This window comes from Saccharothrix hoggarensis, assembly GCF_042678885.1.
GTDB classification, from domain to species: Bacteria; Actinomycetota; Actinomycetes; order Mycobacteriales; family Pseudonocardiaceae; genus Actinosynnema; species Actinosynnema hoggarensis.
Window position 1 is genome coordinate 15,611 of record NZ_JBHTLK010000072.1, and the last position, 13,466, is coordinate 29,076.

At 70.5% G+C, this 13,466-nt stretch carries 8 protein-coding genes; 2 read left to right on the forward strand and 6 right to left on the reverse strand.

The genetic code is table 11. The features are described 5' to 3' along the window. Positions 1-5: 5 nt before the first annotated feature. Positions 6-2,501 (reverse strand): GH32 C-terminal domain-containing protein, encoded by a 2,496-nt coding sequence (locus ACFQ3T_RS16110; RefSeq protein WP_380724076.1) that lies wholly within the window; start codon positions 2,499-2,501, stop codon positions 6-8. 266 nt (positions 2,502-2,767) lie between these two features. Between ACFQ3T_RS16110 and ACFQ3T_RS16115 the strand changes: the two genes are divergently transcribed. Together ACFQ3T_RS16115 and ACFQ3T_RS16120 are read left to right on the forward strand one after the other, a co-directional pair. Continuing rightward, positions 2,768-6,094 carry a GH32 C-terminal domain-containing protein gene (locus ACFQ3T_RS16115; RefSeq protein ID WP_380724077.1) on the forward strand — a complete coding sequence of 1,109 codons (3,327 nt, stop codon included), beginning with the start codon at positions 2,768-2,770 and terminating at the stop codon, positions 6,092-6,094. 122 nt (positions 6,095-6,216) lie between these two features. Then, positions 6,217-7,251, forward strand: a complete 1,035-nt coding sequence (locus ACFQ3T_RS16120; RefSeq protein ID WP_380724078.1) for a LacI family DNA-binding transcriptional regulator — start codon at positions 6,217-6,219, stop codon at positions 7,249-7,251. Positions 7,252-7,293: 42 nt separating this feature from the next. Here the strand turns inward: ACFQ3T_RS16120 and ACFQ3T_RS16125 are convergent, their stop codons facing one another. The 5 genes from ACFQ3T_RS16125 to ACFQ3T_RS16145 all read right to left on the reverse strand — a co-directional run bounded on the left by ACFQ3T_RS16125 (position 7,294) and on the right by ACFQ3T_RS16145 (position 13,045). After that, the gene (locus ACFQ3T_RS16125; RefSeq protein ID WP_380724079.1) at positions 7,294-8,709 is read right to left on the reverse strand and encodes a glycoside hydrolase family 32 protein; all 1,416 of its coding nucleotides are present in this window, start codon (positions 8,707-8,709) and stop codon (positions 7,294-7,296) included. Between the two features lie 23 nt (positions 8,710-8,732). Continuing rightward, entirely contained in the window at positions 8,733-9,620 is an 888-nt protein-coding gene (locus tag ACFQ3T_RS16130; protein WP_380724080.1) for a carbohydrate ABC transporter permease, read from the reverse strand. 1 nt (position 9,621) lies between these two features. After that, positions 9,622-10,461: a carbohydrate ABC transporter permease gene (locus ACFQ3T_RS16135; protein WP_380724081.1), complete on the reverse strand. Its 840-nt coding sequence runs from the start codon at positions 10,459-10,461 to the stop codon at positions 9,622-9,624. A 169-nt stretch (positions 10,462-10,630) separates the two neighbouring features. After that, positions 10,631-11,890: an extracellular solute-binding protein gene (locus ACFQ3T_RS16140; RefSeq protein WP_380724082.1), complete on the reverse strand. Its 1,260-nt coding sequence runs from the start codon at positions 11,888-11,890 to the stop codon at positions 10,631-10,633. 123 nt (positions 11,891-12,013) lie between these two features. Continuing rightward, the gene (locus ACFQ3T_RS16145; protein WP_380724083.1) at positions 12,014-13,045 is read right to left on the reverse strand and encodes a LacI family DNA-binding transcriptional regulator; all 1,032 of its coding nucleotides are present in this window, start codon (positions 13,043-13,045) and stop codon (positions 12,014-12,016) included. Between the last annotated feature and the right edge of the window lie 421 nt (positions 13,046-13,466).

Consider the following 13,466-nt stretch of genomic DNA (forward strand, 5'->3'; position numbering starts at 1 on the left):
GGTGGTCAGCGTCGGTAGGTGCCCATGTCCCGGATGGTCAGGCGGTCGATCCGGGCCTTGCCGCCCTCGGCGAAGACCTCCACCCCGTCGCTGGTCGGGTCGGGGAAGACCTGGCTGGTGATCACGGCTTCGCCCGCGCCGCCGAAGACTTCGACCGACGACCAGTCCACGAGGGCGCGCAGCGTCACCTTCCCGTTCACCGCGGCCAGCGGTGAGCGTTGGACGGCGGGGAAGTCGGGGCTGAAGTCGGTGCGCCCGGACCGGGTGCGGTCGACGTACAGCTCTCCGGTGGTGGTGTCGTAGCCGATCACCGTCTCCTGGCCCGGGCCGCTGAGCACCTTGAGGCCGAACCGCTCGGCGTCACGGAGGGAGAAGGTCGCCTCGACGTCCAGGGCCTGTCCTTCGGCGTGCCTGCCCAGCGACCGCGAGCCTTCGCGGATGGTGCTGTCCCGCAGGAAGAACGGCGACCCGCGGTGGAGGCGGTCGAGGGCGCGGACTGGTTCCTGGACGAGCTTGACCTCGCCGCCGATCGTGCGCAGCCCCACCTGCCTGGGCACGCTCTGCGCACTGCGCCACGGCGAGGTCGGGGTGTTGCCGGCGTACTGCCAGTTGTTCATCCACCCGATCATGTACCGCCTGCCGTCCGGGGCGTTCGCCCACGACACGGGCGCGTAGTAGTCCTTGCCGTGGTCGACCCAGTCCGCTCGCTCCACAGTGGACTTCGCGGGTGCGTCGGCGAGCGTGAAGCGGTCGACCATCACGTGACCCCAGCCCGCGGTGTTCATGTCCACCACCGAGATCCGTGCCTGCTTGCCGAGGTGCTCACGCAGGTCGAAGGAGGCCCAGTCCAGGGTCTCGCTGTCCGCCCCGGTGGCCGTCTGCACGACCTTGCCGTCCACGACGAGGTTGACCGAGGTCTCGGTGGAGCGCGGTTTGGCCGGCGCGTCGGCGAGCATCACCTGGTCGACGAGGATGTGGCCCCAGCCGCCGGTGTGCTCGTCCACGACCTCGAAGCGCGCCTTGCGGCCGGCCAGGTCGCGCACGTCCCACGAGGCCCAGTTCAGCGCCTCGGAGTCCTTGCCGGTGGCGCTGCGCACGACTTCGCCGTCCACGACCAGGCGCACGGCGGTGGGCGCTTCGGAGTCCGACGGGTGGTTGCCGCCGCCGATGAGGAAGTTCACGTACGGCGCGGTGAGGGTGAACTCCGGCGAGGTCAGGGTGCCGACCGTGGCGTCGCCCCGGAGGAAGGTGTTGACCAGGCCGTCGCCCTGCCAGCCCGACACCGGCAGCTGGCCGGGCAGCGTGCCGGTCGCCGGCGTGGCGCCGAACGCCTCGCCGGTGGCGGTCCAGGTGCCGTAGGTTCCGCCCTCGAAGTCGGCCAGGACCTCGCCCGCCGGCGGTGGCGCGTCACCGGTCACGGCCGCCGGGTCGTGCGGGTGCCTGCCGCCGCCCACCTTGAAGTTGAGGTACCGCTTGTCCACGGTGAACGGCGGCGAGGTGAGGGTGCCGATCGAGCTGTCGCCGCCGTGGAAGCTGCTGGCGTAGCCGGTGCCCTCGATGCCGCCCACGGGAAGTTGCCCTGGCAGCGGGCCGGTGGCCGGCGCGTCACCGAAGGCGGCGCCGGTGGTGGTCCAGCTGCCGTAGGCCGACTCGAAGTCCTCGACGACGACGCCGGCGGGCGGGGTGTAGCTGCCGTTGCCGTCAGCCGTAAAGCGGGTGCCGTCGAAGTCGCCGACGAAGTACTGGGCCGCCGAACCGCCCGCGATGCCACCGGGGTTGATGCTGACCACCAGCACCCACTTGGTCTTGCCGGGGTCGCCGTCGACCTGGAGCGGGAACAGGTCCGGGCACTCCCACACCCCGCCGACCGCGCCCGCCGGGCCGAAGTCGCTGAGCTCCGTCCACGACTTGAGGTCCTTGGACGAGTAGAACCGGATCTTGCGCTCCGTGGCCAGGGCGACGGCCATCAGCCAGCTCTTCGTGGGCGCGTACCACTGCACCTTCGGATCGCGGAACTCGGCGGAACCGATGTCCAGCACGGGGTTGCCCGCGTACTTCGTCCACGTGCGACCGCGGTCGGTGCTGTAGGCCAGCGACTGCGCCTGCTTGCCGCCGGTCTTGGGCGCACTGGTGTAGACGGCGACCATCGCCGGCTCGTCGGGGGTGCCGAAGCCCGAGGTGTTGGCGTGGTCGACGACCGCGCTGCCGGAGAACACCATCTCGGTGTCGTCGTGGCTGATCGCGACCGGGAGTTCCTGCCAGTGCACGAGATCGCGGCTCACCGCGTGGCCCCACGACATGTCGCCCCACGAGTTGCCGTTGGGGTTGTGCTGGTAGAAGAGGTGGTACTCGCCCTTGTGGTAGACGAGGCCGTTCGGGTCGTTCATCCAGTTCCGTTCCGGGGTGAAGTGGAACTGCGGCCGGTAGGTCTCGGTCGCCGGCGCCGCCACGACGGGACTCGTGGAGGCGACGAGTGCCGCCGCGGTCAGCACGGCTGTCATCAAACGTCTGGTCATGGGCTGCCCTGCGTTTCGTCTCGGGGGGAGCGGTGCGGGGGGAGTGGCCGGCTCAGGCGGGGCCCGATCGGCCCGGCGAGGCTGTAGCGCCGCACGATGGTAAATCGAATTATCAAGGCGAACAAGGGACATCTTGATGTAACGAAACGGTAAAGTTGCCTCGTTACCACCTTGTTTACCTCGGACGCCTGCGCGCAGCATCGGCGCTTGTCGAGATTCGATTTATCACCTCAACGTCGAGGAGGCGTCACATGGCACGTCATGCCGCCGGCGGCCTGGTGCGTCGCGCCAGGCTCCTGTTGGTCGCGCTGATCGCGTGCGCGTCGCTCGGTCCACCACTGGCCACCCAGGCAGCCGCCGCGGAACCCGGCGCCCTGGCCAACGCGGGGTTCGAGTCGGGGAACCTGACCGGGTGGACGGCCCAGGGGACGGCGTTCGCGAACGCCGTGACCTCCGAGACCGGCTGGGGCTGGGGCTGTTGCTTCAACCAGCAGGGGACCTACCACCTGTGGGGTTTCAAGAGCGGCGGTGACGCGGCGACGGGCACGCTCACCTCGGACGCGTTCACCGTGTCCGGCACCGGTGTGGTCAGCCTGCTGATCGGCGGTGGTCGCGACGAGGCGAACCTCTACGCGGCGTTGATCGCGGCCGACGGAACGGTGCTGCACAAGGCCACCGGCGCGGACGACGAGGCGTACCGCAGGGTGAGCTGGGACGTCCGCGACCGACTCGGCCAGCAGGTGCGGATCAAGCTGGTCGACCAGGACACCGGCGGCTGGGGGCACCTCAACCTGGACGACGTCCGCGTCGGGCTCGACCAGCCGCTGAGCAGCGGCCTGACCAACCCGGGCTTCGAAGCCGGGAACCTGACCGGCTGGACGGCCCAGGGGACGGCGTTCGCCACCGCGCTGACCACCGAGACGGGCTGGGGCTGGGGCTGTTGCTTCAACCAGCAGGGAACCCACCACCTGTGGGGTTTCAAGAGCGGCGGTGACGCGGCGACGGGCACGCTCACCTCGGACCCGTTCACCGTGTCGGGCACCGGTGTGGTCAGCGTCCTGGTCGGCGGCGGTCGGGACGAGGCCACCCTGTACGCGGCGCTGACGACGGTTGACGGGACGGTCCTGCACAAGGCCACCGGCGCCGACGGCGAGTCGTACCGCAGGGTGACCTGGGACGTCCGCGACCGGCTGGGCCAGCAGGTGCGGATCAAGCTGGTCGACCAGGCCACCGGCGGCTGGGGCCACCTGAACTTCGACGACGTCCGCGTCGGACTGGACCAGCCCATCGGCAGCACGGCCGCCCACTGGGACTTCCGGGAGGGCTCGGGCGCCTCGACCGTGGAACGCGTCAGCGGCCAGGCCGACCCGATCAGCTACGTGTTCAACCAGGCCGTCTACAAGCCCAAGAGCGACCCCCTGTGGCAACCCGCGAACGACGGCAAGGGCGTGCTGTCCAAGGCGCTGCTGTTCGACGGATACTCGACCTGGGTCAGCCGCAGCGCGGGCTCCGTGCCGCTGGACCAGAACGCGCTGACCGTCGAGGCGTGGGTCGCCCCGCAGGGCTTCGAGTGGGGCGACGAGGGCAAGGTCTCCGCGATCGTCAACCAGCAGGAGCAGACCGCGAACCGCGGCTTCTCCCTCGGCGTGGGACGGCACGGCACCTGGAAGTTCGGGGTCGGCACAGGTGACGCCTGGCGCGAGGTGGCCGTTCCCCCGTCGGCCGCGCTGCGCACCAACGCCTGGGCGCACCTGGTGGCCACGTTCGACCCGGCCCAGGGCCGGATGCGGCTCTACCTCAACGGCACGCAGGTGGCCGAGACCGCCATCCCGACCGGCGCCCGGCTCCAGCAGTCCGGTGTGCCGCTGCTGATCGGCAAGCACAACCAGCCGGTCATCATCAACGGCACCTTCGCCGTGAACATGTTCAGCGGCCTCATCGACGAGGTGAAGCTGCACCGCAAGGCCTTGAGCCCGGCCGAGGTCGCCGCCGACCACTCCGCGGCCCTGGCCACGTTCGCCGGCGGAACCATCCCGAAGGCCGACATCGTGCAGGACCGGTCACGCTACAACGGGGACAAGTACCGCCCCGGCTACCACTTCACCGCGCCCAACCACTGGATGAACGAGCCGCACTCGCCGATCTTCGCCAACGGGCAGTACCACCTGTTCTACCAGCACAACGTGCACGGCCCGTACTGGCACAACATCAGCTGGGGCCACGCGGTCAGCAAGGACCTCGTGCACTGGCGCGATCTCCCGGTCGCCTTGGCGCCCACGGCGGGCAGCGTCGCCCCCGACGGCGTGTGGTCCGGCGGCGCGACGCTGGACCAGAACGGCGACCCGGTGCTGCTCATCACCGCGGGCGACGACTCCAAGCGCCCCAACCAGGCCACCGGCCTCGCCCGTCCGGTGAACCCGGACGACCCCGACCTGGTCGAGTGGCGGATGGAGCCGCGCCTGGTGACCGAGCAGCGGGCCGACCTCGACGTCGGCGCCGGGCGCAAGGTCCGGTTCGGCGAGTTCCGCGACCCGTACGTCTGGCAGGAGGGCAACACCTGGTTCCAGCTGGTCGGGTCCGGCGTCCAGACCACCTCCGGCGCCGACGTCGGCGGCACCGCCCTGCTGTACACCTCGACCAACCTCACCGACTGGGCCTACGCCGGTCCGCTCATGACCGGCGACGTCGGCGCCCACCCCAAGACCGGCCAGGTGTGGGAGCTGCCGGTGCTGCTGCCCATCGGCAAGGACGCCGCGGGACGGCAGAAGCACGCGTTCGTGGTCAACCCGGCCTTCACCAGCGCGAGCCCGCACAGCAGCAAGAACACCTTCTACTGGGTCGGCACCTGGGACGCCAACGCCCGCCGCTGGACCCCCGACACCACCACGCCGAAGCTGTTCGACTACGGCGAGCACTTCACCGGGCCCAGCGGCACGGTGGGCCCGGACGGCCGGTCCCTGCTGTTCAGCATCACCCAGGACCGCCGCACCGAGCAGGCGCACTTCGACGCCGGGTGGGCGCACAACGCGGGCCTGCCGGTGGAGCTGGGCGTGCGCCCGGACGGCGACCTGGCGATCAACCCCGTCCGCGAGGTGTCCGCGCTGCACGTCGGGACGCCACTGCTGGACCTGAAGACGCCCACGGGCATCGACGCCGTCAACAGCCAGTTGGCCGCGGTCAAGGGCGACATGCTGCACGTCCGGCTGACCATGAAACCCGGCCCGACCCAGCGCTTCGGCCTGGACGTGCTGCGCAGCCCCGGCGACGAGGAGCGCACCAGGCTGTTCCACGACGTCGGCGCCGGCCAGTTCGGCGTGGACCGGACGCGCGCCGGCAACCGGTCCAGCCTCGACGCCGACCTGGGTGTCCACAGCGGACCGCTGGCACTGGAGAACGGCAAGCTCACGCTCGACGTCTTCGTCGACCGGTCGTCGGTCGAGGCGTTCGCCAACGCGCACAAGTCGATCACGACCCGCGCGTACCCGCACCGCGACGACTCCCTCGGGCTGCGGCTGTTCGGTGACGGGGCGGTGATCGAGTCCATGACGGTCTGGCGCATGGGCGCCATGACCGGCTGATCCCCGCCCGTCCGGCGCCGCGCGGAGCACCCGCGCGGCGCCGGACCCGTGCGCGGGGGAGACGTACTGTTGTCGCACGCGGGAGGCCGCACGCCGGCGTGGCGATCCGACGAGGGGTGACGATGACGAGTGGACGACGGGTGACCATGGCCGATGTCGCCCGCAGCGCGGGCGTGTCGCCGACGACGGCGTCGTTCGTGCTGTCCGGGCGGGAGGGCGTGCGGATCTCCGAGGCCGCCCGCGCCAGGGTTCGGGAAGCGGCCGAGGCCCTCGGCTACCGCCCCAACGCGACGGCCCGCAGCCTGCGCACCAAGAGCACGAAGACCATCGGCTTCGTCTCCGACGGGATCACCACGACCCCGTTCGCGGGCGACGTGGTCCGGGGCGCCCTGGAGGCGGCGGCGGAGCGGGACCACGCGCTGATCATCACGGAGACCGGCGGAGCGGGCTCCTCCGAGTCCGCCGTGGTCAACGTGCTGCTGGACCGGCAGGCCGACGCGGTGATCCTGGCGACCATGTTCACCCGCTACGTCGTCCCGCCGAAGGAACTGCACGGACGCCGGGTCGTCCTGCTCAACTGCCTGGCGCCCGGCTTCGACGCGCCGTCGGTGATCCCCGACGAGATCGCGGCCGGTCGCGAGGCCGGCCGCGTGCTGGTCGACGCCGGGCACCGCTCGGGGATCTGGGCCATCGGCGGCCACCAGGCCGTGCCCGCGACCCCGGAGGGCATCTTCGCGGGCATCGAGCGCATGCGCGGTCTGCAGGAGGTCCTGCGCGCGCAGCGGGCGATGCTCGACGGAGTGGTGGAGTGCGAGTGGAACGCCGAGGACGGCTACCGCGAGGTCCGGGCGCTGCTCACCTCGGACGTGCCGCTGCGGGCGCTGGTGTGCTCGACCGACCGCGTCTCGTTCGGCGCCTACCAGGCGTTGGCCGAAGCGGGCCTGTCCGTGCCCGGCGACGTCTCGATCGTCTCGTTCGACGACCAGGACATCGCCTCGTGGCTGCGGCCCGCGCTGACCACCCTCGCCCTGCCGCACTACGAGATGGGACGTCGGGCGGTGGAGCTGGTCTTCGACGAGCAGGCGCAGGTCTCCGGCGTGCACCGGGTGACGATGCCGCTGCGCGAGCGCGGATCGGTGGCGCCTCCCCGCGCGTGAGCGGCGCGAGGGCCCGGTCGGGGGTCGACCGGGCCCTCGCGGTCAGCTCGCCGTCGTGCGCAGCTCGTCCTGGCCGACCGCGGCCCGCCGCACGTCGGCGTGCAGCTCCCAGACGTCCACGATGTGGTCCGGTCCGCCGAACGTCCGCAACCGCCACGGCGCCGGACCGGTCGGGTAGCAGCGCGACGTCAGGGTCTCGCCGCTGTCGAGGAACACCTCCACGATCGAACCGTCCACGATCACCCTGAAGTCGACCGAATCCCGCTGCCCGCCCAGCGGCACGCGGTAGCGCCCCCCGCGGGCACGGGGGTCGAGCGAGGCGTGGTCGCGGTCCACGACCAGCTCGCCCGCGACCGGGTCGACCACGATGTCGAGGTGTTCACCGGCGGCGGTCTCCAGCCTCAGGCCGCACGGCGCGTCGCCGCGCGGCCGGACGCGGGCGGTGAGGTCGAACGCCGTGCCGACCGCGCCGAGGTCGTCCGCGGCGGACCAGCCCGTCGCGTGCACGACCTTGCGCCCGCGGTACCCGAGGACCTCGGTGGCGGGCTGCTGGCGCACCGTCCCGTCCTCGGCGAGCGAGAGCTCGCGGGGAACGGTGAGGACACCCGCCCAGCCCGCGTCGCGCGACCACTGCTGGTCGCGGGCCTCCCACGACCAACCCCACAGCAACCAGCGGCCGTCGGGCGCGTGCAGCAGGGCGGGCGCGTACAGGTCCGGACCGTGGTCGAGCGGCCGGTGACCGGTGGGCACGAACCGGCCCGCCTGCTCGCCGCCCACGTAGACGCGCGTGCTGCGCGGACCGGCGACCACGTCCCACAGGCTCACGACCAGCACACCGCGGTCGCCGAAGGTGGCGTACTGGGGGCACTCCCAGCCGGTCCAGCCGTCCACGTCCGGTCCGTCGGCGAAGAACGGCCCGCGGTACCGCCAGTCCACGAGGTCCGACGACTCGTACAGCAGCGCCGCGCCGCGGTCGCCGGTGACGCTCGCGCCGACGAGCATCCGCCACCGCTCGCCGTGGCGCCAGACGTAGGGGTCGCGGTACATCGACGTGCCCTCGGGAGGGGTCGGGATCACCAGGCCGGGGTGCTTGTGCCAGGTGAGGCCGTTGTCCCGGGACTCCGCCGTGGCGATGGGCTGCCACCAGCGGTCGGTGCGGTAGGCGGAGTAGAACGCCAGCATCCGGTCCCCGTCGGAGACCGCGTTGCCGGAGAAGCAGCCGTCGGCGTCGTCGCCGCCGGGTGTGGGCGTCAGCGCCACCGGCAGTTCCTCCCACGTGACGAGGTCCGTGCTGCGGTGGTGTCCCCAGTGGACGCCGGTGTGGTCGGGCCCGTGGGGGTTGTGCTGGAAGAACACGTGGTAGTGGCCGTCGTGGAAGGTGAGCCCGTTGGGGTCGTTGATCCAGTTCCGGGGTGGCCTGAGGTGGATCGCGGGCAGGTGGGGGTCGGGAGTCGACAACGGAGTCCTCGAGGTAGGAGCGGTCAGCCCTTGACGCCGCTGGAGGCGATGCTGTTGACGAAGGACCGCTGGAAGGCCAGGAACAGCGCGAGCACGGGCACGGTGATCATGGACGAGTACGCCATGATCTGGCCCCAGGAGACGTTGAGCTGGAAGAAGTACTGGATGCCGACCATGACCGGGCGCAGCTCCTCGTCCTGGACCACCATGAGCGGCCACAGGTAGGAGTTCCACGCGGGCAGGAAGGTCAGGATCGCCACCGTCGCGACCGCCGGGCCGGACAGCGGCATGACGATCCGCCGGTAGATGCCGAACCAGCCCGCGCCGTCGATCAGCGCGGCCTCGTCCAGCTCCTTGGGGATGCTCTGGAAGTACTGGTGGAACAGGAAGATGGAGAACGCGTTCGCGACGAAGGGCAGGATCTGCACCCGGTAGGTGTCCAGCCACCCCTCGGTGAGGGTGAGGCTGAAACCATTGACCTCCAGCCAGGGCAGCTTGTTCACCCACCACACCATCGGCAGCGCGAAGGTCTCGAACGGCACGATCAGCGTGGCGATGATGACGGTGAGCAGCAGCTTGCGGCCGGGCCAGCGCATCCTCGACAGCGCGAACGCCGCGAGGCTGTTGACCAGGATGCCCAGCACGATCGTGAGCGCCGAGACGCCCAGCGAGTTGAGCAGGAACCGGACCGCCGGCACGCGGTCGAACACCGCGGTGTAGTTCTCCAGCGACAGGCTGCCGACCGGCAGGAACGCGCGGGGGCTGCCGAGGTCGCCGAAGATCTGCTGGTCCGGCTTGAGCGACGAGACCAGCATGAACACCACGGGGAACGCGAAGAACAGCGCGAGCACGACCCGCAGGGCGTGCACGGGCAGCCTGCGCAGCGCCGGCCGGGGTGACGGTGTCGCCATGTCAGTCCTTCTCCCGGGTGAGGTGGCGCTGGACGAGCGAGACGATGAGCACCAGCACGAAGAACACCAGCGAGATCGCCGAGGCGTAGGCGGTCTGCTGCTGCTGGTAACCGCTGCGCACGGCTTGGTAGACCAGCGTGGTGGTCGAGTCCAGCGGCCCACCCTGCGTCATCACGTTGACCTGGGTGAACAGGCTGAACGCCGAGATGGTGATGGTGATCAGCACGAACGTGCGGGTGGCCCGCAGCCCCGGCCAGGTGACGAACCGGAACCGCGTCCACCGGGTCACACCGTCGATGGAGGCGGCCTCGTGCAGGTCGGCCGGGATGGTCTGGAGCCCGGCCAGCCAGATGATCATGTGGAAGCCCGCGCCCTGCCAGACCGACATGAAGATGATCGCCGCCAGCGACGTGGACGGGTCGTTCAACCAGTCCGGCCCTTGGACGAGCCCGAACGTGACCGCGTCGATGATCCGGTTGAGCAGGCCGTCCTTCTGGTACAGGAACGTCCACACGATCGACACCACCACCATGGAGGTGACCACCGGGATGAAGTAGACGGTGCGGAAGAAGTTCGTGCCCCGGAACCGCGCGTTGACCAGCAGGGCCAGCCCGAGGGCGAGCCCCGCCTGGACGGGCACCACGACGGCCGCGAAGGCGAACGTGTTGAGCACCGAGCGCAGGAAGATCGGGTCCTCCGCCAGCATGGCGAAGTTGCGCAGCCCCACGAAACGGGCCGGTGTCGGCGAGACGAGGCGGGCACTGGTGAAGGCCAGCGCGAACGCCAGCACGACCGGGATCACGAAGAAGACCAGCAGCAGCAGGACGGCGGGGCCGGCCATGCCGATGGCGGTGACGCCCTCTCGCAGGCGTGCGGCGCTCCGCGTGCGGCCGTGGGCCGTTCGCAGGCGCGGGAGTAGGGGAACAGCGGCGGTCAACGAGACCTCCGGACGAAGCGGGCACGCCTGGTGGAGACGGTCGGGCCCCCACCAGGCGGGCGAGGCGGAGCCGTCAGTCGGCGTAGAAGTTGTTCTGCTTGAGGTTGGCGTCGATCTGCTTGACCGCCTCGTCCAGGGCGGACTTCGGGTCGGCGCCCGCGACGACGTCCTTGGCTGTCTTCTCGAACACCGACGCGATGAAGGGGTAGGCGGGTGTCACGGGCCGCACCACCGCGAAGTCCCTCGCCGACCGCACCAACGGCTCGTACCGGCCACCGGGCTCGTAGCCGGGGATCTGGGCCGAGGCGGCGGCCGTCGCGGGGATGGTGCCGGTGGCCTTGGCGAACTCGGTGAAGTACGCGGTCTTGCGGGTGAACTCCAGGAACGCCCGTGCGCCTTCGGGCTTCGCGCAGTTCGAGCTCATCGCCCACTGCCAGGAGGCGCCGCCGATCTTCGGCCCCTTGCCGAAGTCCACCGGCGGCAGGATCAGCAGGTCGTCACCGAGCTTGTCGACGTTCTTGGCCGCGTCCCAGCTGCCGTCCCACTCGATCGCGGACTTGCCGTTGAGGAAGTCGTCGTTCGGGCTGGAGCCCGACTTTTGCGCCATGTACCCGTCGGTGACCAGCGAGCGGAACCACTTCGCCCAGTCCAGCGCCTCGGGACCGTTCAACGCGCCTTCCGCGGTCTGGTACGACGAGCGGTCGACCAGGTCACCGCCGAAGCTCTGCAACTGCGGCGAGTACGCGTAAGGCCACCACTCGCCACTGCCTCCGGTGCCCATCTCCAGCGGGTGCTCGAACTTCCCGCCCGCCTTCAGGTCGGCCAGCGCCTCGGAGAACTCCGCACGGGTCCACGGTTCGTCCCAGGTCGGGATGCGGATGCCGTGCTCGTCGAGCACCGACTTGCGGGCGAACATCGTCAGCGCCACGTCGTAGAAGCCGAAGGCGTAGACCTTGTCCTGGTACTTGCCCACGGTGCTGGGCAGCTGGGCGTCCAACGGGACCTCGCCACCCGAGAGCTCCAGCGGGGCCAGGTACCCGCCCCACGCCCAGTTGGGCACGTTGGGGCCGTCCACGTCGAGGATGCAGGGGAGCTTCTTCGAAGACGACGAGGCGACGACCGCGTCGTTGTAGGAACCCTGGGGGAACGCCTCGATCTCGACCTTGTAGGTGGTCTGGCTCGCGTTGAAGTCCTTGACCACCTTCTCCACGACGTCGTACTCGGCGGCGTTGCCCGCGTTGTGGGTCCACAACTTGAGGACGCCGCCCTCGGCGCCCGATCCGCCGTCGGCGCCGCCGCAACCCGCGAGCACGGCCGCCGCGGTGACGGCCACTAGACTCGCCGAGGCGAGACGCCTGGTTCTGGCATTCATGGTTCCTCCATCGTGCTGGCTGGTTCTCGTCGGGCGGCCGGTGCAAGCGGCCGCCCACTTCACGTCGCTCCGCCGTTCCGGTGGTCAAGACCGGTGCGGCGGGGCGACCGAGTCCCTGCTCACCAGGGGGCAGTGCAGTGCCTCCTGGAGCGGGGGACCGGTAGGGCTGTCCGGCGGGTCGATGAGGGCTTGCAGCCGCGCGATGGCCCGTGCCCCCATCTCGTAGTGCGGCAGGGCGACGGTGCTCAGGGCCGGGTGGAGGTTCTCGCTGATCAGCTCCTGGTTGTCGAAGCCGACCACGGACAGCTCCGCCGGGATCGCGAGGCCGAGCTCGCCCGCCGCGCGGTAGGCGCCCATCGCCATGCGGTCGTTGAAGCAGAACAGGGCCGTCGGTCGGCGCACGGACTCCAGCAGGGCGCGTGCCGCGCGGTAGCCGCCGGGGGCGTCCGAGCGGTCGGCGACGACCAGCGCCGGATCGAACCCGACGCCCTGCTCCGCCAACGCGGCCCGGTACCCGGCGAGCCTGCCCCGCGTGGCCGGGATGTCGTCGGTGTTGGTGACGAACCCGATCCTGCGGTGGCCGTGCGCGAGCAGCTCCCGGGTGGCCGTCATCCCGCCCTGCTCCTCGTCGGGCACGACCGAGGGGACCGCGGGGTCGTCCGCACTCGCGTCCACCAGGACGGTGGGCACCGACCGGAGTTGTTGCGGCACCTGCACGACCCGGTGGTACATCGACGCGTAGAGGATGCCGTCGACACCGTGCTGCACCAGCAGGGTGATCGCCTTGCGCTCCAGCTCCGGGTCGCCCCCGGTGTTGAGCATCAGCAGAAGCAGGCCTCGCTCGGCGCCCGCGTCCTGCGCGCCCTGGATGATCTGCCCCGCGTGGGGCGTGGTGGCGATCTCGTCGCCGACGAAGCCCACGGTGTAGGTGCGGCTGGTCCGCAGACCGCGGGCCAGGCTGTTCGGGCGGTAACCCAGCTCTCGGGCCACCCGGAGCACGGTGGTCCGCGTCTCGGCGTTGATCCGCTTGCCTTCGACCGCGTTGAGGATGTGGGAGACGGTGGTGGCGGAGACACCGGCCGCCGCGGCCACGTCCTTGATCCCGATGCGCTTCACCGCGACCTGCCAAATCGTTTGGGCACTTGGTTCGGTGAAGGATTCATCAGGATGAACTGGCTGTCAACGATCTGTTGCGCACCCGTGTCCGATCGGCGCCGGCCGCGCGGCCTCATCGCGACCGGTGTGCGGGGATGGCCCGCATGGTCGGCGCGCACCGTGCCCCTGGGCATGCACTGCTCCATCATGAGTAACGCTTGCGTAACGGCCGCTTGTCGTGACCTGGACCACGAAGCTAGCGTCAACGATGACTTAACGAAAGCCCCACTTCTCGGAACAGTCCGCACAGGCCCGGAGGTGCGGCGTTCTGTGGTGCTGCTTACGTGATGGGCAACCAAGCTGGCGTCCGAGGATGTCCGGAAGCCTGTTACGTCAACGTTGACGTAGGAGAAGACATGACCGGACGGGCGCGTAGTGGCGT